Annotated in this window: 22 protein-coding genes and 1 pseudogene; 14 read left to right on the top strand and 9 right to left on the bottom strand. The window is 74.4% G+C overall.

Going from position 1 to position 25394, the window contains the following annotated elements; all coding sequences use genetic code 11:
- The first annotated feature begins 2 nt into the window (after nt 1-2).
- Nucleotides 3-1382 (top strand): diacylglycerol/lipid kinase family protein, encoded by a 1380-nt coding sequence (locus PSED_RS21420; protein ID WP_233899096.1) that lies wholly within the window; start codon nt 3-5, stop codon nt 1380-1382.
- A 57-nt stretch (nt 1383-1439) separates the two neighbouring features.
- A complete protein-coding gene (locus tag PSED_RS21415; protein ID WP_013676336.1) occupies nt 1440-2657 on the top strand; it encodes an AI-2E family transporter in 1218 nt (405 codons plus the stop codon).
- 83 nt (nt 2658-2740) lie between these two features.
- On the opposite strand, the gene PSED_RS21410 is transcribed toward PSED_RS21415, so the two are convergent.
- Complete coding sequence (locus tag PSED_RS21410) at nt 2741-3010, bottom strand: DUF8691 family protein (protein WP_013676335.1); 270 nt, start codon at nt 3008-3010, stop codon at nt 2741-2743.
- A 160-nt stretch (nt 3011-3170) separates the two neighbouring features.
- Here PSED_RS21410 and PSED_RS21405 point away from each other — a divergent pair, with 160 nt between their 5' ends.
- From PSED_RS21405 to PSED_RS21385, 5 genes are all read left to right on the top strand, one after another.
- The gene (locus PSED_RS21405; RefSeq protein ID WP_013676334.1) at nt 3171-5783 is read left to right on the top strand and encodes a helix-turn-helix transcriptional regulator; all 2613 of its coding nucleotides are present in this window, start codon (nt 3171-3173) and stop codon (nt 5781-5783) included.
- A gap of 52 nt (nt 5784-5835) precedes the next feature.
- Nucleotides 5836-8394, top strand: a complete 2559-nt coding sequence (locus PSED_RS21400) for a winged helix-turn-helix domain-containing protein (RefSeq protein WP_013676333.1) — start codon at nt 5836-5838, stop codon at nt 8392-8394.
- A gap of 91 nt (nt 8395-8485) precedes the next feature.
- Nucleotides 8486-8710, top strand: coding sequence for a DUF8691 family protein (locus tag PSED_RS21395; RefSeq protein ID WP_013676332.1), 225 nt, complete (start codon nt 8486-8488; stop codon nt 8708-8710).
- Nucleotides 8711-8729: 19 nt separating this feature from the next.
- On the top strand, nt 8730-9035 hold the full coding sequence (locus tag PSED_RS21390) for a DUF3040 domain-containing protein (RefSeq protein ID WP_013676331.1): 306 nt from the start codon (nt 8730-8732) through the stop codon (nt 9033-9035).
- A 232-nt stretch (nt 9036-9267) separates the two neighbouring features.
- On the top strand, nt 9268-10620 hold the full coding sequence (locus PSED_RS21385; RefSeq protein WP_013676330.1) for a M20/M25/M40 family metallo-hydrolase: 1353 nt from the start codon (nt 9268-9270) through the stop codon (nt 10618-10620).
- On the opposite strand, the gene PSED_RS21380 is transcribed toward PSED_RS21385, so the two are convergent.
- From PSED_RS21380 to PSED_RS21365, 4 genes are read right to left on the bottom strand one after another with little or no spacing between them, the layout of a single operon-like run.
- Nucleotides 10596-11036: an acyl-CoA thioesterase gene (locus PSED_RS21380; RefSeq protein ID WP_013676329.1), complete on the bottom strand. Its 441-nt coding sequence runs from the start codon at nt 11034-11036 to the stop codon at nt 10596-10598. The two genes, PSED_RS21385 and PSED_RS21380, sit on opposite strands and share 25 nt — an antisense overlap.
- Nucleotides 11033-11830 carry a maleate cis-trans isomerase family protein gene (locus PSED_RS21375; protein WP_013676328.1) on the bottom strand — a complete coding sequence of 266 codons (798 nt, stop codon included), beginning with the start codon at nt 11828-11830 and terminating at the stop codon, nt 11033-11035. Before PSED_RS21375 ends, PSED_RS21380 begins: the two co-directional genes overlap by 4 nt.
- Nucleotides 11827-12663 (bottom strand): fumarylacetoacetate hydrolase family protein, encoded by an 837-nt coding sequence (locus tag PSED_RS21370; RefSeq protein ID WP_013676327.1) that lies wholly within the window; start codon nt 12661-12663, stop codon nt 11827-11829. Before PSED_RS21370 ends, PSED_RS21375 begins: the two co-directional genes overlap by 4 nt.
- Nucleotides 12664-12676: 13 nt before the next feature.
- Nucleotides 12677-13789 (bottom strand): cupin domain-containing protein, encoded by a 1113-nt coding sequence (locus PSED_RS21365; RefSeq protein WP_013676326.1) that lies wholly within the window; start codon nt 13787-13789, stop codon nt 12677-12679.
- 103 nt (nt 13790-13892) lie between these two features.
- Between PSED_RS21365 and PSED_RS21360 the strand changes: the two genes are divergently transcribed.
- The 5 genes from PSED_RS21360 (at nt 13893) to PSED_RS21340 (ending at nt 20658) form a co-directional block, all read left to right on the top strand.
- Nucleotides 13893-16139: an oxidoreductase gene (locus PSED_RS21360; RefSeq protein WP_013676325.1), complete on the top strand. Its 2247-nt coding sequence runs from the start codon at nt 13893-13895 to the stop codon at nt 16137-16139.
- Nucleotides 16140-16144: 5 nt separating this feature from the next.
- On the top strand, nt 16145-17152 hold the full coding sequence (locus PSED_RS21355) for a carbon-nitrogen hydrolase family protein (protein WP_013676324.1): 1008 nt from the start codon (nt 16145-16147) through the stop codon (nt 17150-17152).
- A complete protein-coding gene (locus tag PSED_RS21350) occupies nt 17149-18816 on the top strand; it encodes an AMP-binding protein (protein ID WP_013676323.1) in 1668 nt (555 codons plus the stop codon). The genes PSED_RS21355 and PSED_RS21350 overlap by 4 nt, the downstream gene beginning before the upstream one ends.
- 43 nt (nt 18817-18859) lie before the next feature.
- Nucleotides 18860-19777 carry an AraC family transcriptional regulator gene (locus tag PSED_RS21345; protein WP_013676322.1) on the top strand — a complete coding sequence of 306 codons (918 nt, stop codon included), beginning with the start codon at nt 18860-18862 and terminating at the stop codon, nt 19775-19777.
- Nucleotides 19778-19932: 155 nt separating this feature from the next.
- A complete protein-coding gene (locus tag PSED_RS21340; RefSeq protein ID WP_013676321.1) occupies nt 19933-20658 on the top strand; it encodes an alpha/beta fold hydrolase in 726 nt (241 codons plus the stop codon).
- Between the two features lie 24 nt (nt 20659-20682).
- Here PSED_RS21340 and PSED_RS21335 read toward each other — a convergent pair whose 3' ends face one another.
- Nucleotides 20683-21561 (bottom strand): PaaX family transcriptional regulator, encoded by an 879-nt coding sequence (locus PSED_RS21335; RefSeq protein ID WP_013676320.1) that lies wholly within the window; start codon nt 21559-21561, stop codon nt 20683-20685.
- 285 nt (nt 21562-21846) lie between these two features.
- Between PSED_RS21335 and PSED_RS21330 the strand changes: the two genes are divergently transcribed.
- Entirely contained in the window at nt 21847-22278 is a 432-nt protein-coding gene (locus PSED_RS21330) for a GlcG/HbpS family heme-binding protein (RefSeq protein WP_013676319.1), read from the top strand.
- Between the two features lie 129 nt (nt 22279-22407).
- Nucleotides 22408-22692 (top strand): annotated as a pseudogene (gvpJ, locus tag PSED_RS21325) (gas vesicle protein GvpJ); the annotation flags it as partial.
- A 99-nt stretch (nt 22693-22791) separates the two neighbouring features.
- On the opposite strand, the gene PSED_RS21320 reads toward gvpJ, so the two are convergent.
- The 3 genes from PSED_RS21320 to PSED_RS21310 all read right to left on the bottom strand — a co-directional run bounded on the left by PSED_RS21320 (nt 22792) and on the right by PSED_RS21310 (nt 25146).
- Nucleotides 22792-24393: a PP2C family protein-serine/threonine phosphatase gene (locus PSED_RS21320; RefSeq protein WP_013676317.1), complete on the bottom strand. Its 1602-nt coding sequence runs from the start codon at nt 24391-24393 to the stop codon at nt 22792-22794.
- A gap of 3 nt (nt 24394-24396) precedes the next feature.
- Nucleotides 24397-24768, bottom strand: a complete 372-nt coding sequence (locus PSED_RS21315) for an STAS domain-containing protein (protein WP_013676316.1) — start codon at nt 24766-24768, stop codon at nt 24397-24399.
- An 84-nt stretch (nt 24769-24852) separates the two neighbouring features.
- Nucleotides 24853-25146 carry a hypothetical protein gene (locus PSED_RS21310; protein WP_132975607.1) on the bottom strand — a complete coding sequence of 98 codons (294 nt, stop codon included), beginning with the start codon at nt 25144-25146 and terminating at the stop codon, nt 24853-24855.
- Nucleotides 25147-25394 lie beyond the last annotated feature (248 nt).

The following is a 25394-nucleotide window of genomic DNA, read 5'->3' as shown; positions in this document are numbered from 1 at the left end:
TCGTGACGACTGGCGTTCCGCAGGGGCTGGGCGCAGCGCCGGGTCGGTCGTCGTCACCGTCGACGACCCGGCGGCTCGCCGCGGCCGGAGCACTGCTCGCGGTGGCCGCCGCGGTCGTGCTGGCCGTCATCGGGCTGCTGAGCGACCCGCTGCGGCTCGTCGCCACCGTCGTGCTGATCGGGATCGCCGTGGCCGTCGGGTGGGCGGCACTGGTCCACCGCGGCGTCATCCGTGTCGTCGCGATCGTCGTCGCGGTGCTCTGCATCGTCGGTGTCGTCCTGTTGTTCGGGTTCGGCGATCCGCTGCGCACGGTCTCGGTGTTCGTGCTGGTCGGGCTGGCGCTCGCCGCGACGCGCGTCGCGATGGGCCACGACCTCGCCCCGGTGCCGGCCGACCTGCACCGGGTCGGCCCGGCCCGGCACGGCGTGCTGCTGATCAACCCACGGTCCGGGGACGGGAAGGCCGAGCGGTGCGGCCTGGAGAGGCACGCGACGACGTGCGGCGTCAGGTCGGTCGTCCTCGCACCGGGCGAGGACGTGCAGGAGCTCGCCGAGCGAGCCATCGCCGACGGCGCCGACGTGATCGGGATGGCGGGCGGCGACGGGTCGCAGGCCCTCGTCGCGGACGTGGCGCGCCGTCACGACGTGCCGTTCGTCGTGGTGCCGGCGGGGACCCGCAACCACTTCGCCCTCGATCTGGGGCTCGACCGGGACGACGTGCCCGGCGCGCTCGCGGCCTTCGGTCCTGCCGTGGAGCGACGGGTCGACGTCGCCGAGATCGGGGACCGCCTGTTCGTCAACAACGCCTCGCTCGGGGTGTACGCCTCGATCGTGCAGTCGGCGGGCTACCGGGAGGCCAAGGTCGCGACGGCGGCGCGGCTGGCCCCCGACCTGCTCGGCGCGCGGCGGCGGCGGGTCGGCCTGCGCTTCCGCGGTGCGGACGGGAAGCAGGCCGCCCCGGTCGACGTCATGCTGGTCTCCAACGGTGCGTACCGGATGGAGGGGCTCACGGGTGCGGGCACGCGCCCGCGCCTGGACAGCGGCGAGCTGGGCGTGGTGACGGTGGCCGTCGAGTCGGCGTTCGACGCCACCCGGATGCTCGCCGCGGGCGCGGCGGGGCTGCTGCACCGCTTCCACGGCTACCGGCAGTGGAGCACCCCGGAGCTCGTGGTGGACTCCGACGAACCGGAGCTGGAGGTCGGCGTCGACGGGGAGGCCTTGCGGCTGCCCGTCCCGCTGCGCTTCCGGGCGCTCCCGGGGGCGCTGCGCGTTCGGCTCCCCACGACCGCGACCGCGGCACCTGCGGCGTTGGGTCCGGCCGGGCCGGCGGAGGCGGTGGCGGGGCTCGTCAGGGTCCTTGGTGGCCGGTCACCGAGAAGGTGAGCTGGGTCACCCCGTGCGGGTGATTTGCGCTACCGGGGCGGGTGCCAGCGTCGTCGGGTGACCACCTCCGAGGACTCGCTGGCCTCGCCCCCCACCCCGTCGGCCGAGACCGACGGGCGGTCGCTGGGCAGCGGCGTGGTGCTGCCCCGCGGCCTCGTGGTGCTCCTCGGGGTGGCGGCGATCGTGATCGCCGCTGCCGGCGCGCGGTCGATCGCGTGGCTCATCGGCCCGGTGTTCCTCGCCCTGGTGCTGGTGATCGCGCTCGCGCCGGTGCACGGCAGGCTGCGCAACCGGGGCTGGCCCGGGTGGGCCGCGACGCTGGTGCTCGCCCTGTCCGTCTACGCGGTCGTCGTGTCCATCGCGCTCGGCATCATCGTCTCCATCGGGCAGCTGGCGACGACGCTGCCGCAGTATGCGGCGCAGAGCCGCGACCTCGTCTCGTCGGCGTCCTCGACGCTCACCCGGTTCGGGGTGAGCCCGGAGGAGCTGCGCAAGGTGGTCGACTCGCTCGACCTCGGCAAGCTCGTGCAGGTCGTCGGCTCGGTGCTCGCCGACGTGGCGGGGCTGGCGAGCAACCTGATCTTCCTGTTGACGTTGCTGCTGTTCCTGACGATCGAGAACGTCACCGTCCCCAAGCGGGTCGGCCGGATCGCGGTCGACCGGCCCCTCGTCGCCGGGGCGCTGCGCTCGTTCGCCCACAACACCCGGCAGTACCTGCTGGTGTCCACGGTGTTCGGGCTCATCGTCGCCGCGCTCGACACCATCGCCCTGTTCGTGATGGGCATCCCGCTGGCGGTCACCTGGGGGGTGCTGGCGTTCGTCACCAACTACATCCCGAACGTCGGGTTCATCATCGGACTCGTGCCGCCCGCGCTGCTGGCCCTGCTCACCGGCGGGCCGGGGCTGATGGTGGCCGTGATCGCCGTCTACGGCGTGCTCAACTTCGTGATCCAGTCGCTGCTGCAGCCGCGGTTCGTGGGCGACGCCGTCGGGCTGTCGGTCACCGTGACGTTCCTGTCGCTCGTGTTCTGGGCCTGGCTGCTCGGACCGCTGGGCGCGGTGCTGGCCATCCCGCTGACGTTGCTCGCGAAGGCCTTGCTGATCGACATCGACCCGCGCGCGACGTGGGCGGACGCGTTGATCAGCCACGAGGACGTCGAGAAGGAGAAGCGCCGGCCGCACCGGGAGGGACGGGGCGCGGGGGTGAGCGGCCGGTGGCACCGCAGGCACCGACCCGAGGGCGGCCCGACCGACGACGAGGCGGTCCAGGCGTGAACCGGAGCAGCGCGGCCCGGCCGACCGTCGTGCCCGCGACCGCTGCTCCGCACCGGCCGGCCCGGTTCAGCCCGGGGAGCGCCTCACTCGTCGGTCGCCCGTCGTGCGGCCGGGGGCGGTGTGGCCGGACGCTCCGCGGCGGAACCCCTGTCGTCGACCGGTTCGGCCCACTGCAGCCGCAGGCCGTGCGTCCTGAACAGGACCATGATGGCGTGCAGGTGCGACTCGTCGATCACCTCGCCGCGCAGGATCAGCCCCGGCGGCACCTCTTCGACCTGCAGGTCGCCGAACTCGTCCAGGGCCGGCTCGGATATCCGGCCGTCCACCCGGAACTCGTACATCGTCGGGGACATCGCCACCTCCGGGCCGACTCTCGCTGCCTGCGCCCCGTCATACTCCGCGGTCCGCGCGCGCCGTCCTCCCCCCAACGGGATGACCGCGTCAAGGGCCATCAGGCGGTGGTGCCGGAAAAGTGTCGCTGGAAACATTCGGTACCTGCCAGGGAGGTGAGTCGTGAGCGACGCATTCCCACCCTCACCGGTTCCGCCGCCGTTGCCGCGTGAGCTCGTGCCGAGGCCCGCCCTGCGGGCCGCGCTCGACGAGGGCGCCGGCCGCGCGGTCACGCTCGTCTGTGCCCCCGCCGGGTTCGGCAAGTCGGTCGCCGTGGCCGACTGGGTGCGACGCGGCGACACGACACCCTCGGTCTGGCTCTCGCTGACCGAGGAACACGACGACCCGGTGCGCCTCTGGACGGCGGTCCTCACCGCGGTGCGTGCGCGCGGCGCGGACCCCGCGGCTGCTCCCTCGGACGGCCGGGCACCCGGGATCGCGGGACTCGGCGACGTGCTCGCCGAGTTCGCCACGCTGCCCGGGCCCCTGCGGCTCGTCCTCGACGACGCCCACCACCTGCGCGGGCGCACGTGCGCCGAGCAACTGCGGGAGTTCGTCCGCGCCCACGGGCCCGCGGTCCAGCTGGTCGTCGTGAGCCGGCTGGACCCACCACTGCCGCTGGCCCGGATGCGGCTGGCCGGCGAGCTGTGCGAGCTGCGCGCGGACCGCCTGCGTTTCGGCGAGCGGGAGACCGCGACGCTCCTGCGCCGGTGCGGCCTCGAACTGACGGCGGAACAGGCGTCGAGGCTGCACGAACGGACCGGCGGCTGGGTCGCCGGGCTGCGACTGGCCGCGTGCTCGATGCGCCAGGAGCGCGACCCCGACCGGTTCCTCGCCGACTTCTCCGGCGACGACCACGCCGTCGCGGACTACCTGGTCGGGGAGGTGCTGGCCGGGATCAGCGAGGACCGTCGCGAGGTGCTGCGGCGGGTCAGCATCGCCGATCCGGTCCCGGCGGGGCTCGCGGTCGAGCTCTGCGACCGCGACGACGCCGCCGACGTCCTGGACGAGCTCGGGCACGAGCTCGGCCTGGTCAACGTCGACCCGGACCGGGCCGACTACCACGTCCAGGAGCTCCTGCGTTCGCACCTCGAGGCCGACCTCGCCCGCCGGGACGGGGCGTCGACGGCCGACCTGCACCGCCGCGCGGCACTGTGGTGGGACGGCCACGGCCGGCCCGCCGAGGCACTGCGGCACGCAGGGAAGGCGGGCGATCCCACCTTCGCCGGCGGCATGCTCGAACGCCGCGGCGCCCGCCTCGTCGCGATCGGTGACCGCGCCGCGCTGCGTGACGCACTCCGCGCGGCCGGGACGACGGCCGAGGCGAGGACGTGGGCCGCGGCGCTGTCCGCGCAGGAGAACCTCGTGCGCGGCGACATGAACGCGGTGGCCGCGGACGTCAGACGGGCCCGCCGGGACGGGCGTCCCGCGGCCGGTTCCGAGCTGGCGGTGCTCCTGACGGCGACCAGCCGGCTCGCGGGGCTGTCCGGTTCGGTGCCGGCCACCCCCGAACCGCTGCCCGACGACCCGTCGCTCGCGGCCCTCGCACTGGCCGGCCGGGGCGCCGTCGAGGTCTTCGCGGGCGCCCCGGGCCCCGGCCGGTCGAACCTGGCGACGGCACTGGACACCGCTCGGCGCCGGCACCTGCCGCTGCTGGAGGCACAGTGCCTCGCGCTGCTCGGGGTGGCCGCCTGGAACGTCGGCGACCTCCGTGAGGCCGCCGCGAGGTCCGACGGCGCGCTGCGAGCGCTCACCCGCGAGGGCTGGGAGCACTCGGGGCTGTGGGTCACCGCGTCGTCGATCGCCGCGCTGACCGCGGTGGAGCGCGGGCGTCCCGACGTCGCCCTCGTCCTCCTCGAGGGCGCGGCGGGTCCCGACCCCGATTCGCTCGACCCCGCGGTGCGCGTCGCGCTCGGCCTCGCCCGGGGTGCTGCGCTGTTCGACTCCGGGGAGCGCGCGGCGGGGGTGCTCGAACTGCAGCGTGCCCGCTCGGACGGTGTCGGGCAGCCACTGCCGCCCGCCCTCGCGACGACGGCGGCACTGATCGAGAACCGCATCGCGCTCCGGATGGGCTACACGCGCGCGGCGGCCGCGGCCGAGGGGCGCATCGAGGGGCTGACCGGCGCCCGGGGCGAGCGGCTGCTGATGCGCGCGTGGGCCGAGTGCGAGACCGGTGAGTACCGCAAGGCGTACCGCTGTGCGCACGCGGCACTCGACCCGGCCTCCCGGTCCGTCCGACGGTCGACCCTGGTCGAGGCGTGGCTGGTCCTCGCGGACGTCGCGCTGCACGACGGCGATCGGCCGGGCGCGCGGTGCGCGCTGCGCAGCGCGCTGGACCGGGCGGCGGCCATGGACCTGGCCCGGCCGTTCGTCATGGCGCCGTCGGCGGTGCGCGCCCTGCTCGTCGACGAGCTCATGGGGGACGGCGACCGCGGCCGGTTCGCGGCCCGCGTGCTGTCCGTGCCCACCGGCGGGCCCCGCGGCGTCGCGCCGACGCTCACGGCCCGCGAGGAGGACGTGCTCGCGCTGCTGCCGTCGCTGCTCAACCTCGACGAGATCGCCGCGGCCCTCTCGGTCTCGGTCAACACCGTCAAGAGCCACGTCCGGTCGATCTACGACAAGCTGGGGGTCTGTTCGCGCCGCCGGGCGGTGCTCGCCGCGCACGAGCGTGGCCTGCTGGGCCGGCGTCCGTCGGCGACCCGGACCGGGACACCGCATCTCACGGTCAACGGCTGAGTTCTGCCCGCGCAGCCGCACCGGGTCGGGGTGCGGCGGGAAGGGGGAGGCGATGCACGTCCCGGGGAGCACGATCGCGCTGCCGGAGCTGCCTGCGGCGTCGGTGCCCCGGCCCGACCTCGTCGACCTCCTGGACCGGGCCGAGCCGGGACAGCTCGTGCTGGTGGTCGCACCGCCGGGTTACGGCAAGACCGTCGTGCTGACCGAGTGGATGCGGGCCCGCCACGCCCCGCGCGTCGCGTGGGTCTCCCTCGACGCGACGTTCGACGCCGACCGGTTCCGCTCGGCGCTGACCGCCGCCCTGGCCGCCGTGCCGGGTCTGCCTCAGGGTCTGTTGCGCAACGCCGCCGGGGCGGCGGGCCACCGGCCTGGGGCGGACGTCGTCGACGAGCTCCTGGCCGCGCTCGACGACGTCCGGCCCGCGGTCCCGGTCGTACTCGACGACGTGCACGAGCTGACCGATCCCGGGGCGCTGCGCGACCTCGGCCGGCTCGTGCTCACCGGGGCCGCAGGGCTCCGGCTGGTCCTCGCCAGCAGGCACGACCCGCCGCTCCCGCTGCCCAGGCTGCGGGCGGCGGGCCGGACGCACGAGCTACGGGCCGAACACCTGCGGTTCACCCTCGCGGAGACGACGTCGCTGATGCGGGTGTCCGGCCTGGACCTGACGCCGGGCCAGATCGCCGCGCTGCACTCGCGTACCGCCGGGTGGGCCGCCGGGCTGCGGTTCGCCGCCGTCGCACTGCAGTCCACGGAGGACCGTCAGGGTTTCATCGAGCAGTTCTCCGGCAGCGAGCACTCGACGGCGGACTACCTCACCGGTGAGGTGATGGCGAGCCTCCCGGTGCCGTCCCGGGACCTCCTGCGGGTGGAGTCGGTCTGCGGCCTCCTGCCGACGGGGCTGGCCTCGGCGCTGTCGGGACGACCGGACGCCGGCCGGGTGCTCGGCGAGCTGGCCGACGACACCGGACTGGTGGAGCGGCTGGACCCGTCCACCTTCCGGATCCACCCGCTGCTGCGCACGTACCTGGGAGCAGAGCTGGAACGGCATCTTCCCGCGCGGTACCGGCACTCGCACGTCACCGCGGCATGGTGGTGGCTGGCCGCGGGCGACCCCGTCCATGCGCTGCGTCACGCCGAGCGGGCCGAGGATCCCGAGCTGCTCCGCAGCCTGTTGCCGTCGATGGGCCTGCGGCTCGTCGCGACCGGCGAGCTCGCCGCGCTGCGCACGCTGATCGACGGCGCGCGTGACGCCGGCGGGCCGGTCGACGCGTGGGCACCGCTGCTGGAGGCCTACCTCGAGTTCGCTCTCGGCGCGGGCACCGACCGGACGGCCCTCGCCGCCCTGGAGCAGGCGGACCGGGTGTGGCCGGCCGCGCCCCAGCCGCCGCCGGCCCAGCTGCGGGGATCGATCGAGCTGCTCCTCACCGGCCACACCGAGACCCGTGCGCCGGTTCCGTCGGTCGCCGAGACACCGGAGCAGGCGCTGCTGGAGAGGCTGAGCCGGGCGACGGTCGAGGTCAGCGAGCCGGCACTCGACCCCGCCCGGGTGCGAACGGGGCTGGAGGAGCTGGTCCTGCTCGCGCGCGAGCACGGGTTCGGCTGGTTCGAGGAGTGGGCCTGGACCCTGCTGACGGTGGTCGAGCTCGCCGCGGGCCGCTACCGGGACATGGCCGGTGCGGCCCGATCGGCCATCACCGCGGCGGCGATGCTGGGCCGCCAGGTCAGCGCGATGCCGGCGTCGGTCGCGGTGATCGCCTACGCCGACCTGCTCGCCGGGGACCCCGCGGCGGCACGGCAGCGGGTGGCGGCCGCCGTCGCCGAGGAGCCGCGCGGGGAGCCCGAGCGGGTCCTTCGCGTGCTGCACTCGGTCGCCGGGCACGATCTCGGGGAGACGGCGATCGGCCTGGCGCGGTGCCGGTCCGCCCTGTTCGAGCTGACGGCGCCGGCCGCGGTGCTGGCCTCCCTCGCCGTCCTCGAGCACGAGGTGGAGCTCTCCCACGCCGGTGCGACGAACGCGGCCCGCACCACCGAATGGCTGCAGGAGCGGGTGGGGAACGTCGCCGAGGTCCTGCTCATGGACGCCAGAGCCCACCAGGCCGCCGGACGGCACGACGCCGCGCGGACCACGGCCGAGGCGATCGTCGCCGGCGTCGTGCCGCATCTCGTCGCCCACACACCGGTCGACGCACACCTCGTGCTCAGCGAGTGCGCGCTGCGCGACGGCGAGCTCGAGCGGGGTCGTGCCGAGCTCGTCGCCGCGCTGCGCGGTGCCGCGAAGCTCGACGTCGTACGGCCGCCCGCGGTGATCACCGGACCGGTCGGGGACCTCGTCGAGTCCGTCAGCGCGGAGGTCTCGGACCCGCCGTGGCACGAGCGGCTCGTCGCCGCCCGCGCGATGGTGCACGGACGCGTCCGCGCGGCACTGAGCGAGCGCGAGCTCGCCGTCCTCGCGCTGCTGCCGTCGTTGCTCAGCGCCGCCGAGATCGCCGACGAGCTGACCGTCTCGGTCAACACCGTGAAGACCCACATCCGGTCGATCTACACCAAGCTCGGTGTGGGACATCGGCGCGACGCCGTCGTGCAGGCGCGGGAGCTGGACCTGCTGCCCTGACCCGTGCTGTTCACCTCCTGAGGATGACGTGCCGGGAGGCGGGCCGGGCCACCGTGACGACGGTCGGAGCAGCGAGGCACGGAGGCCGTCGATGGAGCTGGATACCAACGACCCGCCGGAAGGTCACTACGAGATCCGGATCATCGGCCGGCTCTCGGACCGCGCTCGCGCCGCGTTCCCGGGAATGGAGGTGCGTGAGGTGCCCGCCGAGACGATCATCTCCGGCGACCTGGCCGACGACGGTGGCGTGCAGGACGTGCTGCGCCTCATCCAGTCCCTCGGCCTGCAGGTCGTGTCGGTCCGCAGGGCCGGCTGAGCGCGGAGGGGCCGGCGCGATGACGAACCAGGACGATCAGCGCAGGCTGGAAGCCATCGAGCAGCACATGTTCGCGGACGACCCGGAGTTCGTCCGCCAGTTCCGGCGTCGGTGCGACGCGGTGGGCCGGAGCGGTCGGACCGGGTCCGGCCGTGCCGGGAGGGCGCGGTGGCAGGTGTGGGCGGCCGCGACGTTCGGCCTCCTCGTGTTCGTCGTCGGGATCGTGACCTCCGCGCCCGGGCTCGCGCTGGTCGGAGCGCTCTTCCTCGTGGCCTCGATCTGGGTGGGGCGGGTGGTCCGCGCGCGGCGCGGCCGTCGCGAATGACGCCCGGCCCCCGGCCGCCCCCACTCGTTCGCAACCTCACTGCTCTTGTCCGGCGCGCGGCCGACCCTGAGGTTGCGCGCGGCAGAACGCACGCAACGGCCCCGCTTCCCGCGAGGGCCGGTGCAGCAGTGGGGTTTCGCGCTCGCGCGGTTTGCGGCCCGGTCGAGGGTATATCGTGCGGAGCCGAACGAAAAGGGCTGCGACCCCTGCCCGACGCCGTGGAGGCTGAGCGATGACGGACCTCGGGGACCGGGTGACGGCGCTGCTGCCGCGGGCGCGGACCGAGCTGGCCGAGCTGGTCGCGATCCGGTCGGTCGCGGGCGCAGACAGCGGGCTCGCGGACGAGTGCCTGCGTGCGGGGGAGTGGGTGGCCTCGGCGTTCCGGGCCGAGGGGTTCGCCGACGCCCACCTGGTCCCGACGGCGGACGGCAGCGCGGCGGTCGTCGGCACCCGGCCCTGTGCCGACCCGGACGCACCGACGGTGCTGCTCCATGCGCACTACGACGTGCAGCCGCCGTCGGACGGGGACGCGTGGCGGACCCCGCCGTTCACCCTGACCGAGGTCGGCGGACGCTGGTACGGGCGCGGTGCGGCCGACGGCAAGGGCAACATCCTCATGCACCTCACCGCGCTGCGGGCGCTCGGCGAGGAGGTGCCGGTGCACCTGAAGCTGGTGGTCGAGGGCTCGGCGGAACAGGGCACGGGCGGTCTCGAGGCCTTCGTCCCCGAGCATGCCGACCTCCTACGGGCCGATGCGGTCCTCGTGTGCGACACGGGCGACGCCGCCGTCGGGAAGCCCGCGCTCACCGTCAGCCTGCCGAGCATGGTGAACGCGGTGCTCACCGTCGAGGCGCTCGAGCGCGACCTGCACCCGGGGACGTTCGGCGGCGCCGCACCCGACGCACTCGCCGCCCTCGTCGCCATGCTCGCCTCGGTGCGCGACGAGCGCGGCACCACCACGGTCCGCGACCTGCCTGACGATCAGGTGTCGTCCGGGGCGCCGTACCCGCCGGAACGGTTGCGGTCCGACGCAGCTCCCGTGCGCGGCGTGGACCTGGTGGGGGACGGGACGATCGCGGACATGCTCTGGGCCCGTCGTGCCCTCACCGTGCTCGGCATCGACGGCCCGCCGGTCCCCGGGGCGGCCGCCGCGATCGTGCCGCGGGCGCGGGCCCGGCTGAACCTGCGCATCCCCCCGGGAGTCACGCCCCTGCAGGCGCAGCGGGCCCTCGTGGCCCACCTGCACGAGGTGGCCCCGTGGCGCGTGCGCATCGAGATCGAGACGGAGGCGGTCGGCGAGCCGTTCCGGGCGAGGACGGACGGCCCGACCCACCGCGCGATGCTCGAGGCGATGCGCGAGGCGTACGGGCGTACGCCGGAGCGGCTGGGCCGGGGCGGGCCGATCCCGCTGTGCACCGTCCTCGCCGACACCTACCCCGATGCGGAGATCCTGCTCGTCGGTGTGGAGGGGCCGCGCTCGCACGTCCACGCGCCCGACGAGAGCGTGCATCCGGGCGAGCTCCGCGACATGGCGCTGGTCGAGGCGTCGTTCCTGCGCGGCTACGGCGCGTCGGCGAGTGGCTGAGCGGACCCGTCGGCCCGGCCGGCGGCCAGCGCCGACCGCACCCGCGGCGGCCACGGGGTGGCCGTGGGGGAGTCCGGTGTCGCGTGCACGACGGTCGTCGACCCCGTCGCGGCGACCGTCGATCCGGCGCGGACCGCGAAGTCGTAGCGCATCGACGTGGTGCCGACGTGCCCGACGGTCAGGTCGATCTCGACGCGGTCGCCGAACCACAGCCGGGCGCGGAAGTCGGCCTCGAAGCGCACCCGAGGGATGCGGCCGAACAGGTCAGCCAGGCCGAGCCGCCCGAGCAGCTCGGCCTCGGCCGCCTCGACCCAGCGCAGCACGACGCCGTTGTAGTAGTGCCCCGACGCGTCGGTGTCGGACCACTCGACGGTCCGGCCGATCGTGACGGTCGGCCGGGTCGCCGCCGCGGTCACGCCGACACCGTCGGGTGGGGGTCGGACCGCGCGTAGTCGCCCCCGAGCAGCGCGCCACCGATGGGCGCGACCGCGGGCAGGTCGAGCGCGCGCAGCATCCGGTGCGTCGTCGCGACGGCCGCGGACAGCACGGGTTTGCCCAGCACGTCCTGGACCTCGTCGATCACGCCGAGCGAGGGCATCTGCACGCACGCGGACAGCACGACGGCGTCGGCGTCCGGCCGGTCGAGCTCCTTCGCGTAGGCGATCAGGTTCCGCGGGTCGAGCGCGGCGACGTCGAGGTTGCCGGGCACGCACAGCGCCCGGTGGTCGAGCACGGTGACGCCCTCGGCCTCGATGTAACCGACGACGGTGCGGGTCAGCTCCGGCAGGTACGGCGCGATGAGCACGATCCGTTTCGCGTCGAGCACCCGCAGCCCGTCGACGAGCGCGCCCGCGCTGGTCACGACGGGTGCGGGTCCGCCGTTGTCCACGGTCCGCCGGTGCAGCCGGCGCTCCGACTCCCGGTGGTAGCCGGGCCCCATGCTCATGATCGCGACGAGGCAGGCGTAGCCGAGGACGTCGACGCGGGCGTCGGAGAGCTCGACGGCGCAGCGGTCGGACTCGCCGTCCATCGCGGCCAGCTCGTCGGCGGTCACGCGGGTCATGCGCATCCGGCTGGAGTGGAACGTGAACCGCTCCGGCGCCACCGTCTCACGCGCCCGCAGCAGCGCCGGGATCTCGGTCTCCATCGTCACGTTCGAGCTGGGGACGATCTGGCCGATCCGGAACGGGCGGGTCGTCGGGCCCGTCATCGCGCATCGACCACCGGGTTGCGCAGCGTCCCGATGCCCTCGACGGTCGCCTCGACGACGTCGCCGGGGCGCAGGAACTGCGGCGGGTTCTGGGCGGCGCCGACGCCCTGCGGCGAGCCGGTCGCGATGACGTCGCCGGGTTCGAGGGTCATGCCCGAGGAGATGTCGGTGATCAGCTCGGCGACGGTGAACAGCATGTGGGCGGTGTTGCCCTTCTGCTTCACCTCGCCGTTGACCTTCAGGCCCAGCGCGAGCGTCTGCGGGTCGGGCACCTCGTCGGCGGTGCGGACGGCGGGGCCGAACGGCGCGTAGGAGTCCTGGCCCTTGGAGAAGAACCACTGCCCGGAGCGGCGCTGGTCGCGCGCGGAGATGTCGTTGACGATCGAGTACCCGAACACGTGGGCGAGCGCGTCCTCGCGGGACACCTTGCGCGCGGTCCGCCCGATGACGACGGCCAGCTCGCACTCCCAGTCGAGCTGCTCGGTGAGGTCGCCGTCGTGCAGGATCGGCTCGCCCGGGCCGACGACGGCGGTCGCCGGCTTTCCGAACAGCACCGGCCGCGTCGGCAGCTCCTTGTGGGTGTCGAGGGCGCGGGCCGACTCGTCGACGTGCTCGACGTAGTTGAGCCCGACGCCGACGATCTTGCCGGGCCGGAACGGGGCGTGCAGTCGCACCGCGTCGCGGGGGACGCGGGGCCCGTCGAGAGCCGGGAGATCGGCGCCGAAGAGCGCAGGGATTCCCGTGACGCGCGCGGACAGGTCCACGACCTCGCCGCCGTCGAGGGCGCCGGGCCGGGCCGGCCCACCGTCGACGGAGAAGGTGACCAGGAGCATCGGAGGATCCCTTTCAGACGGCCTGGTGGCCGTCGTTGTCGGCGTAGGCCTCTTCGCGGTAGAAGCCCAGCGAGCGCATCACCGGGAAGTCGGTGAAGGAGAACAGGCACGCGTCGTCGGAGGTGCTGGCATTGGCGTGCTCGTGCCAGGACCACGACGGGATGGCGAAGATGTCGCCCTCGGTCCAGTCGTACCGGACCCCGTCGATGACGGTGTGCCCCGAGCCCTTGGCGGCGGTGTAGATCTGCGAGCCGACCTGGCGGTGGGCCATCGTGCGCTCGCCGGGACGCAGCATCTGCATGTGCGCGCTCATCGTCGGCATGACGGAACCGCCGGTCAGCGGGTTGGAGTACTCCATGATGATGCCGTCGTAGGGCGAGCCGTCGGAGGCCTTCGCCGCGTTCTGCAGCGCCTCGTAGGTGGGCTCCCACGGGTAGGCGGTCAGCGGTGAGTACGGCTTGTCCCACGGGTCGCCGACCGGGCGCAGCTGACCGGCGCCGTAGGTGAGCACCGAGGAGTTCGTGACGCCGTCCTGCTTCTGGTAGACGTCCGGGTGCACCTCGTAGAACGGCGCGTCCAGCGCGTTGACCAGCGGGATGTCGAGACCGTCCTGCCAGATCACGGCGCCGTCGGCCTCCAGGCCCTCGTTGCCGTGCTCGTGCCAGGTCCAGTTCGGGGTGATCGCGAAGTCGCGCGGGCCGACCTTGAGCTTCTGCCCGTCGACGATCGTCCACGCGCCCTGGCCCTCGAGCACGAACCGCAGCGCGGACGCCTGGTGGCGGTGCGCGGTCATCGACTCGCCGGGCGCCATGACCTGCAGGCCGGTGTAGAGCAGTCCGCAGGTGGCCGCGATGTCGCGCAGGTCGGGGTTGTAGAGCGCGACGACCCGCCGGCCGGCGTCGTCGCCGCTGACCAGGCCGAGCGCCTCCAGCACGAGCGGACGCAGGTCGGCGTAGCGCCACAGCATGGGGCGCGAGCGCGGCCTGGGGTACCAGGGCTCGATCTTGTTGGCGATCGTCCACAGCGCACCGGCCTCGAGGTCCTCGAGCCGCCGGTAGTAGGCCTCCAGCTCCGCGGTGTCGCGCACCCGGGCGCGCCCGAGGACGTCGTCACTCAGGTCGGTCATCACGCCTCCTCGTCTCTCGTCGCCCGACCAACATAGCGTCTTTTCGACGGCAGCAACAGATGCTAATGTTCTGCTCACTCAACCAGCGTCAGGAGTGAGGAATATGAGGATCGCCGTCGTGGGTGGAGGTCCGGGCGGCCTCTATCTCGCCGCGCTGGCGAAGCAGCTCGACCCGGGGCGCGAGGTCGTCGTCTTCGAGCGCAACGCGGTCGACGACACGTTCGGCTTCGGCGTCGTGTTCTCCGACGAGACGCTCGACGGGCTCGAGCAGGCCGACCCGGTGCTGTTCGCGGCGGTCTCGGCCCGGTTCGCGCGGTGGTCCGACATCGACGTCGTGCACCGCGGCGAGACGGTCACCTCGGGTGGTCACGGGTTCTCCGCGATCAACCGGCGCGTGCTGCTGGAGCTGCTCGCCGGCCGCTGCGCCGACGTGGGGGTCGACCTGCGGTTCCGCACCGTCGCCCCGCCCGTCGAGGCGCTGCGCGCGGAGTACGACCTGGTCGTCGCCGCCGACGGGGCGCGCTCCGCGATCCGCACCGCGCAGGCCGACGTGTTCGGCCCCGACCTCGACGTCCGCAGCGCCCGTTACATGTGGCTCGGCACCGACCGGGTGCTCGACGCGTTCACCTTCGTCGCCAAGCAGACCCCGCACGGCACCCTGATGGTCCACGCGTACCCGTTCTCCGAGCACCGGTCGACGTTCATCGTCGAGACCGCCGAGAGCACCTGGCGCGCACTGGGTTTCGACGCGGTCGACGCCGACGCGCTGCCGCCGGGCGCCAACGACGAGGCGAGCATCGCCGCGCTCGCCGAGATGTTCCGCGAGGAGCTGGGCGGTGCCGCGCTCGTCGCGAACAACTCGAGATGGCTGCGGTTCACCACCGTGCGCAACCGCCGCTGGCACGACGGCAACCTCGTCCTGCTCGGCGACGCCGCGCACACCGCGCACTTCTCCATCGGCTCGGGCACGAAGCTCGCGATGGAGGACGCCCTCGCCCTGGCCGCATCGCTGCGCCGGCACGCCGACGTCGCGACAGCGCTCGCGGCCTACGAGGCCGAGCGCCGGCCCGTGGTCGAGTCGACGCAGCGGGCGGCGCAGGCGAGCCTGGAGTGGTTCGAGGACGTCGACCACGTGACCGGGCTCGACCCGCAGCAGTTCGCGTTCAACCTGCTCACCCGCAGCCGCCGCGTCACGTTCGACAACCTCGCGGTCCGCGACCCCGACTACGCCGCCCGCGTGCGCACCCACTTCGCGCCCGGCGCGCCGCCGCTGTTCCAGCCGTTCACGCTCCGGAACCTGGTGCTGCGCAACAGGATCGTCGCCGCACCCGTCACCGTCGACGCAGCCCGCGACGGGGTGCCGGGCGACGCCGAGATGCTCCTGCTGTCCGCCGCCGCCGTCGGGGGAGCGGGGCTGGTGCTCACCGGCGGCACCGCCGTCGCGCCCGATGGTCGTGCCTGCGCGGGGAGCAGTGGCCTCTGGTCCGAGCCGCACGTCGCGGCCTGGCGCGCGATCACCGACCGTATCCACGCGACGTCCGCCGCCCGTGTCGGCGTCCAGCTCACCCACGCGGGCCGGCGCGGCGTCGCGCCCGTCGCGCCGACGCCGGTCCCGTACGTTCCCGGCGACCCCGAGCCGGGGCCGGTCGACGAGGAGGCCGTCGTCGCCGCGTTCGCCGACGCCGCCCGCCGCGCCGCCGACGCCGGGTTCGACGTGCTCGAGCTGCACGCCGGCCACGGCCACCTGCTCTCGACGTACCTGTCGCCGCTCACGAACCTCGGCGACGTCGCTCACCGGCTGCGGTTCCCGCTGCGCGTCCTCGACGCCGTCCGCGCCGCCTGGGACGGCCCGCTGCTCGTGCGCGTCTCCGCGGCCGACCACGCGCCCGGCGGGCAGCCGATCGGCGACGCCGTCGAGATCGGTCGCGCGCTCGCCGCGCACGGCGCCGACGCCGTCGACGTCTCGTCGGGCGAGGTCGTGGCCCACGAGCGGCCGAACTACGGCCGCAGCTACCAGACCCCGCTGGCCGAGCGGATCCGCCACGACGCCGACGTCCCCGTCGTCGCGGTCGGCGGCATCTCCACCGCCGACGACGCCAACTCGATCGTCCTGGCCGGCCGCGCCGACCTCGTCGCCATCGGCCGCGCGATGCTGCACGACCCCGCGTGGGCCCTGCACGCCGCCGTCGCGCTGGGCTGGGACGAGGTCGAATGGCCCGCCCACCTGCGCGCCGGGGCCGCCCCGCCGCCGACCGCCCGGCGTGTCCCGCCGCGGCTCACGCTCACCGATCCCGAGCCCGTGCCGGTCCACCGGCGCTGGCGTCCGCTGCTCACCTCCGCGAAGGGCTGACCGCCATGCTGGAGCTGCCGCGTTTCACCGCCGCCGCCGTCCAGGCCGCACCCGTCTACCTCGACGCGGCGGCCACCGTCGCGAAGGCCGCCGACCTCGTCGCGGAGGCGGCGGGCCGCGGCGCGACGCTCGTCGCGTTCCCGGAGGCCTTCGTCCCGGGCTACCCGTACTGGAACTGGACCATGAACCCGGTGCAGGGCTCGCCGTGGTTCGAGCGGTTGTACCGCAACGCGATCGACGTCCCGGGGCCGGAGGTCGACACCCTGTGCGCGGCGGCCCGCCGGCACGGCGTCACCGTCGTCGTCGGGGTGAACGAGCGCGGCGCGCACAGCATGGGCGTCATCTACAACACGATGCTCACGATCTCCCACACCGGCGAGCTGATCGGCGTGCACCGCAAGCTGGTGCCGACGTGGGCCGAGAAGCTGACCTGGACCGGCGGCGACGGCAGCTCGCTGGTCGTGCACGACACCCCGGTCGGGCGCCTCGGCGTGCTGGCCTGCGGAGAGAACACCAACACCCTGGCCCGGTTCGCCCTGCTGGCCCAGGGTGAGCAGGTGCACGTCGCGTCCTACATCGCGCTGCCGGCCGCCCCCGAGGACTACGACATGGCCGACGCCATCGCCATCCGCACCGCCGCGCACGCGTTCGAGGGCAAGGTCTTCTCGGTGGTGTCGACGTCGGTCGTCTCCGACGAGATCGTCGACGCCGTCGCGGGCGACGACGAGGCCGTCCGCAAACAGCTGTCGCGCCCGCGCAACGCCCTGTCGGGCATCTTCGGCCCCGACGGGCGTCCGGTCGTCGAGCCGCTCGTCGACGACGAGGGCATCGTCTACGCCGAGATCGACCTGGCGCGCAGCATCCAGGCCAAGCAGATGCACGACATCATCGGCCACTACAACCGGTTCGACGTGCTCTCGCTGCACCTCGACGCGACACCGCGGGTCCCGCTCGTCGTGACGGGCCGGCCTCCGGTCGCGGCGACCGACGACGAGGCGGAGGTGGAGCGATGACCCCGCTCTCGCCCAGCGCCCACGTCGACACCTTCTGCCGCGACCGGCTCCCACCGGCGCAGCAGTGGCCCGAGTTCGTGTTCGACCTGCCCGACCTGCACTACCCGCAGCGGCTCAATGCCGCGACCGCCCTGCTCGACGCGGCCGTCGCCGGGCACGGTGCCGACCGGCCCTGCCTGCTCTCGGCCGACGAGACCTGGACCTACGGCGACGTGCTGGCCCGGGCCAACCGGATCGCGCACGTCCTCACCGCCGACCTCGGCGTCGTCCCCGGCAACCGGGTCCTGCTCCGTGGGCCCAACACCCCGTGGCTCGCGGCGTGCTGGCTCGCCGTCCTCAAGGCCGGGGCGGTCGCCGTCGCCACCATGCCGCTGCTGCGCCGCCACGAGCTCGACAAGATCGTCGCGACGGCACAACCCACCGTCGCGCTGTGCGACGAGCGCTTCCTCGACGAGCTGCCACCCGGCGTGCCCGCGGTGTCGTTCGGCCAGGAGCTGCAGGCCCGCTGCGCGGCGCACCCCGCCACGTTCCCGGACGTCGCCACCGCCGCCGACGACGTCGCCCTGCTCGCGTTCACCTCCGGCACCACCGGGCGGCCCAAGGCGACGATGCACTTCCACCGCGACGTGCTCGCGATCGCCGACACCTTCTCCACGCACGTCCTGAAGCCCCGGCCCGACGACGTGTTCACCGGCACGCCACCGTTGGCGTTCACGTTCGGGCTCGGCGGGCTGCTCGTGTTCCCGCTGCGCGTGGGTGCGTCGGTGCTGCTGGTCGAACGCGCGACCCCCACCGAGCTGGCCCGGATCGCCGCCGAGCACGGCGTGACCGTCCTGTTCAGCGCGCCGACGGCATACCGGGCGATCCTCGACGCCGGCGACGGGCACCTGCTGGCCGGAGTCCGGCGCGCGGTGTCGGCGGGGGAGGCGCTGCCCGCCGATGTCGCCGTCCGCTACCGCGAGGCCGTCGGGCGGCCCCTGATCGACGGCATCGGCGGCACCGAGATGCTGCACGTCTTCATCTCCGCGGCCGACGACGACGCCCGCCCCGGCGCGACCGGCCGCGCCGTCCCGGGCTTCCGTGCCGAGGTGCACGACGTCGACGGCCGGCCGGTGCCCGACGGCACCCCCGGCCTGCTGGCGGTGAAGGGCCCCACCGGCTGCCGCTACCTCGACGACCCGCGACAGACCGGCTACGTCCGCGACGGCTGGAACCTCACCGGCGACGTCTACGTGCGCGACCCCGACGGCTGGTTCCACTACGTCGCGCGGTCCGACGACATGATCGTCTCCTCCGGCTACAACATCGCCGGGCCGGAGGTCGAGGAGCTGCTGCTCACGCACCCCGACGTCGTGGAGTCCGGCGTCGTGGGCGCTCCCGACGCCGAGCGCGGTGCGCTCGTCACCGCGTTCGTCGTCCTCCGCGACGGCGTCGAGCCCGGTCCGGCGACCGCCAGGACGCTGCAGGACCACGTCAAGCGTGTCGGAGCGCCGTACAAGTACCCGCGCCGGGTCGAGTTCGTCGACGCCCTGCCGCGCAACGCGTCGGGCAAGCTGCTGCGGGCCGTGCTGCGCGAGCGGGCCGCCGACCCCGCGGTCGCGGTGCCGGTACCCGCTACGCCGCAGGACGCTCGAGGTCTCCCGTCCACGACTGCGGGTCGCTAGCCTTCGGAGCTTCCCGGCCGGGCCGGGGACCCGAGGAGGCGCGGTGCAGGGCTGGGAGATCCGTCTCGACACGCGCGACGTCGATCTCGCGCGCGCCCAGGTCGCCCGCTCGTACTGTCCGCATGCGCTCGCGCCCACGAGGGGCGCGTTCCGCGCGCGGCACGCCGAGGCCGGCTCCGCCGACGTCGGCGTGTTCTCGCTGTCCTACGGCGAGGGCGCGGTGCGGGTGCGTCCGGAGCCCTTCGGCGACTTCGTCCTGCTGTCCCGTCCGCTCGCCGGGACGCTCACGGTCCGTGGCCGGGCCGGGGAGTGCCGTGCCGTCCCGGGGCGGACCGTCGCGCTCGATCCGCACACCGCGCACGATCTCGACTTCGGGCCGGGCTGCCGGCTGCTGACGATCAAGCTGCCGACGACGCTCGTCGCACGCGCGGGCGCCGCCTCGGGGCGGGCCGGCGACGTGCGCACCGGACCGGCGACCGATCCGCGGCCGTGGGACGCCATCATGCGGCTGCTGCTCGCCGACGTCGTCCCGCAGGGGCTGCTCGACACCCCGTTCGGCGCCTCGGTCGCCCAGCTCGCCGCCGTGGCCGCGCTGGACTCCTTCGGGGCCGCACCGGCTCCCGAACGCCGCCGGGCCGCCGCGGCCGACGTCGTGCGCCGGGCGTGCGACTACGTCGACGCCCACGCGGGCGACGGGATCGGGCTGCTCGACATCGCCGACGCGGCCGGCGTGGCGCCCCGGACCCTGCAGGACCACTTCCGCGACCGGCTCGGCACGAGTCCCACCGCGCACCTGCGCCGGGTCCGGCTGGAACGGGCGCGCGCCGACCTCCTCGCCGGCGACGGGGAGACCGTCGTCGCGGTTGCGTCGCGCTGGGGATTCGGCCACCTCGGGCGCTTCGCCGCGGAGTACCGCCGTGCGTTCGGCCGCTCACCCTCCGACGACCTGCGGCGCGGCTGACGACCCTGTGAGCGGCGATGGTCGCTGTAGCGGCCTGCTGTAGCGGCCATCGCCGCTCACGACCGCGTGATGCGGCCACGTCGCGCTCGCCGGACAAGCCGAGGGACGAGCCGCGCCTAGCGTCGCCGGACATCTCACACACGGAGGCCCAGCGCATGAGCACCTACGTCCTCGTCCACGGTTCCTGGCACGACGGCGACATGTGGAAGCCGGTCGCGACCCACCTGGCCGGCATGGGCCACGACGTGCACACCCCGACCGTCGCCGGGCACGGCGTCGGCGTGCCCAAGAACGTCGACCACGACGACTGCGTCGCCTCGATCGTCGACCACATCGTCGGCGCCGACCTGCGCGACGTGATCCTGCTGGGCCACAGCTTCGGGGGCACCGTCATCGCCCGCGTCGCCGAGGAGATCCCCGACCGGCTGCGCCGGATGATCTTCTGGAACGCGTTCGTCCCCGCGCCGGGCAACAGCCTGCTCGACGAGGTGCCGCCGCACTACCGCGCCCTGTTCGACCAGCTGGCCGCCTCGAGCGACGACGACACCGTGGCGATGCCGTTCCCGGTCTGGCGCGAGGCGTTCATCCAGGACGCGGACGCCGAGCTCGCCGCCGCGACCCACGCCCGGCTGTCGACCGAGCCCTACCAGCCGTTCCGCGACAAGCTGGACCTCAGCCGCTTCTATGCCTCGGACATCCCGAAGAGCTACATCAACGCCACCGAGGACACCGCGCTGCCGCCCGGCGAGTGGGGCTGGCACCCGCGCATGTCCGGTCGGCTCGGGATGTACCGGCTGGTGCAGCTCGCCGGCAGCCATGAGGTCATGTTCACCGCGCCGGAGCGGCTCGCGGTCGCCATCGACGCCGCCGGCCGGGACTGAGCGCCGGCGCGCCGCCGGGGCCGGTCAGCCCGCGCGGGAGGCGGGGAGCGACCGGGCCGGCGCCTCGGCCGGGCCGAGCATCGCCTCGACGTGCCGCGCGGCGGGCTCGCGCAGCCGGGCGGACAACGCGCTGAACAGCTCCTGGGCCCGTCGGCCGTTCCAGTCCGCGGGCAGCAGCTCCAGCGGGAGTCCCGGGTCGGCGTAGGGCAGCCGGCGCCAGGCGGTCAGCATGTCGACGAGGTCGACGAAGGCGCGCGCGTCGTCGCCCGTGCCGTCGAGCCAGCGGGCGCCGACCGGCTCGAAGCGGTCGAGGAAGTCGGCGTAGAGCGCCTGCAGACCATCGAGGTCCCACCACGACGCCACCAGCTCGGACAGGTCGCCACCGGCGACGTGCGGCCCGGTGAAGACCTGGGTGAACCCGGCGAGCCCCGCCCGCTCGAGCGTCTCGACCGTCGCGTCCCGCAGATGGCTCGGCGCGATCCAGGTGCCGGGCGACACGGTGCCGAAGCCGAGCCTCGTCAGGGTCGAGCGGAGCTGGTGGCGCTTGGCCCGCTCGGTGTCCGGGACGGAGAAGACGACGAGCAGCCAGCCGTCGTCGGCGGCGCCGCGGGTGTGCCCGAAGATGCGCACGTCGCCCTCGGCGAGCAGGCCGTAGGCGTCGGCCGACAGCGCGTACCCCGCGGCGTCGGCCCGGCGCTGGGCGTCGACGAGCCCGCGCCGCTTGAGCCGGTGGATGGCCGAGCGGACGGCCTGCACGTTGACACCCATCTCGCCCAGCAGCCGGACGAGGCCCGCGATCGGCAGCCAGCCGCCCCGCTCGCGTGCGTACAGGCCGTACACGGTCAGGATCAGGCGACCGGGTTGGCCCGCGGCACCTCCGCCGTCCTCGTCGTCGATCGCCACGTCGTCACCCTAACCGGCCGCGGTCCGCGCACCGCTCGGGACGCGGCGCGTGCCACGGCCGTCGCACGGGCCCCGCCGGAGCGTGTCGCTCGGTGAACACCCGTACTCGCCGCGATGCTCGTCGGCCTGCCACGGTCGCGACGGTTGTCGGCCGAGCTCTGCCGGACGAGCTCGGCGTGGGCGCGATGCACCCGGGCGCGTCCGGACCTGCGCCGAGCGCCATGTGCCCCTCCGAGCCGTTCCCGCCGCGCGTGATCCGGGCCGCGACACGTAGATCGCGCCGGCATGTCCGCTCCCACCTTCGCGCCGCCGACGGTCAGTGCTGCCCTGGCCCGCACGCTCCTCGACACCGCGGTCGCCGCGTCCGAGGTGCACGGCCAGGCGAGCGCCATCGCAGTCGTCGACAACTCCGGCGTGCTGAAGGGCTTCGTCCGGATGGACGGCGCCGCGCTGCTCACCGTCCAGATCGCGCAGGACAAGGCCTACACCGCCGCGTCGTTCGGACTGGCCACGCACGAGTGGCACGACTTCATCAAGGATGACGCCCCGCTGGCGGACGGCATCGTCCACACCTCGCGCCTGGTCGTCTTCGGAGGTGGCTATCCGATCAGGGTCGGCGGCGCCGTCGTCGGGGGTATCGGGGTGTCGGGCGGGCACTACTCCGACGACATGAAGATCGCGACGGCCGCGCTCGCGGACGCGGGATACCCCGCCTGACCGCCGACGCCGCGCCGCCGACGGTTGCTCAGGTGGCCGGTCGGCGAGGCCGGACGACCCGGTCCGGTCACCGAGCGTGGTTCGGACTCGCCCGGACGGGTACTCCGGCTCGTCGAGGAGGAGGGCGGGATGTCGGTGGCGACACGCGGCGGTGGCCATGTGCAGCGGTCGGGCGGGGGCGGGTCGAGCGGGCTGGCCGACGTCGTCGAGCTGATCCTGGACAAGGGCCTGGTGATCGACGTCTTCGTCCGGGTGTCGATCGTCGGGATCGAGCTGCTGACGATCGACGCACGCATCGTCGTCGCCAGTGTGGACACGTTCCTGCGGTTCGCGGAGGCGACGAACCGGCTCGACCTGTACAGCAAGGAGAAGCGCGGCACCGACCTGCCGGAAATCCTGCAGAAGACCACCGAGAAGGCGATGCGCTGACGACGGCGGGGCCGCGCTCAGGTCGTGGCCACGCGCCGGCTGATCGCTCGATGTCCTGCTCGACGTCCTCGTCCTCGTCCTCGCTCACGCCACGCCGCGGCCGGTGTTGCGGACGTGGATGAGGGCGACGTCGTCGTCGTGGGCGCCGCCGGTCAGCTCCGCGACCAGCCCGTCGCACAGCTCGGCGGTGACCGGGCGTGGCAGCGCCGCGACGGCGCTGCGCAACCACCCCATGCCGACGGTGAGGTCGCGCGTCCGGCTCTCGACGAGCCCGTCGGTGTAGAGCAGCAGTTCGTCGCCGATGCCGAACCGGATGGTGCGTTCGGGGAACGACGCGCCGACGCCGAGCGGCTGGCCGAGCGCCTCGCCGAACTCCGTGAGCGTGCCGTCGACGTGCCTGAGGAGCGCGGGGAGGTGCCCGGCGTTGGCGTAGCGCAGTGTGCCGTCGGCGGAGTGCACGGCGTAGAAGCAGGTCACGAACGTGCTTGCGGTGAACGCCGACAGGACGGCCGACGTCTGGTGCAGCACCCGGGAGGGCGGCAGGCCGAGCACCGCGTAGCAGCGGACCGCGGTCCGGGCCTGGCCCATGACGGTCGCGGCGGTGACCCCGTGCCCGACCACGTCGCCGATCACGAACGCGGTCGCATCCCCGGGCAGCGGGATGACGTCGAACCAGTCCCCGCCGATCTTCGACCCGGTGGCGGCGGGCAGGTAGCGGGTGACGATCTCCAGGCCCGCGACCGGGGGCGCCTCGGGCAGCATGCTGCGGGACAGCTCGCGGGCGAGGTTGCGTTCCCGTTCGAAGAGCCGCGAGTTGTCCAGCGCGATGGCCGAGTAGCCGGCGATGCCCTCCGCCAGGTACTCGTGCCGGTCGGTGAACCGGCCCGGTTCGGGATGGCCGAAGAAGAAGCCGCCGAGCACCTCGCCGCTGGTCGGGGAGATCACCGGGACCGCGAGGTAGCTGCGCACCGGCAGGTGCCCCTCGGGCATCCCGTGGTAGGGCGCGTTGCGCCCGAAACGCGGGTCGACGGTGATGTCCGGGCTGCGGACGGTGCCCTCGCCGTCGAAGGTCGGGGCGAAGACGGCGGTGTTGCGCGGCATCGGGAAGCGCTCGAACGCCTCCCGGGGCGCCCCGGAGAGCGTGTAGAGGGTGTAGGACTCGCCGAACTGGTCGACGAGGTTGTAGAAGAACGCCCCGAACGCGGCCCCGACGGCGGTGGTGGCGGCGTCGGTGGCGTCCTGCACGACCCGGTCGAGATCGAGCTGTGCGGTGAGCCGGCGGCCCACCGAGTTGAGCGCGTCGATCACCGCGGCCTCGGCGCGCAGGACGTCGACGGTGTGCTGCACCGCCGCGGTCCCCGCCGCGAAGGCCTCGAGGACACGCCGGTGTCCCTCGCCGACGTCGGTCCGGGCGACCAGCGCGACCGCACCCCCGGGCGGCGGCCCGGCGCCGTCGTCGCCGGCGAGACCGGCCTCGGCGGTCACGACGACGCCTGCGGTCGCTCCCCGGACCAGTGCGGCGAGTACGTCGGGATCGGGGACGAACACCATGGGCGACGCGCCGTCGCAGGGGCACAGCAACGACCGTTGTGCGGCCGTGAGCACGACGCGTTCGACCGGGACGGGTCGTCCGTCCGGGCCCGTCAGCAGCGCCGCCAGCGAGCTGAGCGCGGCCGGGCGGGGCATCGGTCAGGCCTCCGCGAGCGCGTCGTGCAGCGTCGAACGGATCTCGAGCTCGTCGGTGAGCCTGGTCAGCTCCAGCGGACGCAGCAACAGCGGGCCCGCCGCGACGATCCGGACGGTCACACCGGCGCCCGCCGTCCGGTGGGCGCGGACGAGCTCCGCCATCCCGACGGAGGCGAGGAACGTGCTCGCGCTCAGGTCGATCACCAGCGTCGCCGGCCGCAGCCGGACCGCCCGCAGTACCTCCCGCCGCAGCCGCGGAGCGAGGGAGAGGTCGAGCGGACCGGTCACGACCAGCACCACGCCCCCGGGGACCTCGTGGAGCCGCACCGAGCCCGACGGCTCATTGCCGAACGGTCCACGGTCGGGCTCGGTCATGGGCGACATCCTCGCACCCGCGAGGCCCTGCGGAACCCGTCCAGGACCACGTTCCTGGGCGGATAGCCGACCGGTCCCGCCGGGTCACGCCGCCGGGTGGCCCCGTCCGCCGCGGTCGTCGCCGAGCAGCGCCTCGATCGCCCCGACGAACACCCGCCACCGCTGGACGCGGCTCGCCAGGATCCGGGCCCCGACGGCGGTCACCCGGTACCGGCGGTCGGCGCCGCGGCGCACCAGACGGTTGCGTTCGAGATGCCCCAGCCTGCGGATGACCTGCTCGCGGGCCGGGACGATCCGGCCCGCCGCGCGCGTCGTCCCCAGGTCGAGCAACGCGGCCCGGGTCCGCGGCCCCTGTTCGAGCACCGCGAGCAGGATCATGTCCACCTGGTGGGCGTCACGGACGACGATCGGTCGCGTCCGGCGGCGCGGGGCGGCGGGGTGGTCGGCACGGCCCGGACGTCGGTCGCTCTGCCGGACCGCGGGCGCCGGATCGTCCGCCTCTCCGTGGGACGACCGTCGGGTCGGGCCGCCGCGGTCGACGCGCGACCGGTCGGGCTCCGCTGCCGCGCGACGGCCCCCGTCGGCGGCGTGGCCACGTCCGTCCCGGGATGCCGCACGGGGCTGGG

Origin of the sequence: Pseudonocardia benzenivorans CB1190, assembly GCF_000196675.2 — a bacterium.
Lineage (GTDB): Bacteria > Actinomycetota > Actinomycetes > Mycobacteriales > Pseudonocardiaceae > Pseudonocardia > Pseudonocardia benzenivorans.
This window is presented reverse-complemented; position numbering and strand designations above follow the sequence as displayed.

Excerpts from the sequence above, each read along its gene's own strand:
- PSED_RS21360 (WP_013676325.1), top strand. The coding sequence starts at position 13,893 with ATGAGGATCGCCGTCGTGGGTGGAGGTCCGGGCGGCCTCTATCTCGCC.
- PSED_RS21410 (WP_013676335.1), bottom strand. The coding sequence starts at position 3,010 with ATGTCCCCGACGATGTACGAGTTCCGGGTGGACGGCCGGATATCCGAG.
- PSED_RS21370 (WP_013676327.1), bottom strand. The coding sequence starts at position 12,663 with ATGCTCCTGGTCACCTTCTCCGTCGACGGTGGGCCGGCCCGGCCCGGC.
- PSED_RS21330 (WP_013676319.1), top strand. The coding sequence starts at position 21,847 with ATGTCCGCTCCCACCTTCGCGCCGCCGACGGTCAGTGCTGCCCTGGCC.
- PSED_RS21340 (WP_013676321.1), top strand. The coding sequence starts at position 19,933 with ATGAGCACCTACGTCCTCGTCCACGGTTCCTGGCACGACGGCGACATG.
- PSED_RS21310 (WP_132975607.1), bottom strand. The coding sequence starts at position 25,146 with ATGATCCTGCTCGCGGTGCTCGAACAGGGGCCGCGGACCCGGGCCGCG.
- PSED_RS21320 (WP_013676317.1), bottom strand. The coding sequence starts at position 24,393 with ATGCCCCGCCCGGCCGCGCTCAGCTCGCTGGCGGCGCTGCTGACGGGC.
- PSED_RS21315 (WP_013676316.1), bottom strand. The coding sequence starts at position 24,768 with ATGACCGAGCCCGACCGTGGACCGTTCGGCAATGAGCCGTCGGGCTCG.
- PSED_RS21375 (WP_013676328.1), bottom strand. The coding sequence starts at position 11,830 with ATGACGGGCCCGACGACCCGCCCGTTCCGGATCGGCCAGATCGTCCCC.
- PSED_RS21385 (WP_013676330.1), top strand. The coding sequence starts at position 9,268 with ATGACGGACCTCGGGGACCGGGTGACGGCGCTGCTGCCGCGGGCGCGG.
- PSED_RS21355 (WP_013676324.1), top strand. The coding sequence starts at position 16,145 with ATGCTGGAGCTGCCGCGTTTCACCGCCGCCGCCGTCCAGGCCGCACCC.
- PSED_RS21400 (WP_013676333.1), top strand. The coding sequence starts at position 5,836 with ATGCACGTCCCGGGGAGCACGATCGCGCTGCCGGAGCTGCCTGCGGCG.
- PSED_RS21365 (WP_013676326.1), bottom strand. The coding sequence starts at position 13,789 with ATGACCGACCTGAGTGACGACGTCCTCGGGCGCGCCCGGGTGCGCGAC.
- PSED_RS21390 (WP_013676331.1), top strand. The coding sequence starts at position 8,730 with ATGACGAACCAGGACGATCAGCGCAGGCTGGAAGCCATCGAGCAGCAC.
- PSED_RS21395 (WP_013676332.1), top strand. The coding sequence starts at position 8,486 with ATGGAGCTGGATACCAACGACCCGCCGGAAGGTCACTACGAGATCCGG.
- PSED_RS21350 (WP_013676323.1), top strand. The coding sequence starts at position 17,149 with ATGACCCCGCTCTCGCCCAGCGCCCACGTCGACACCTTCTGCCGCGAC.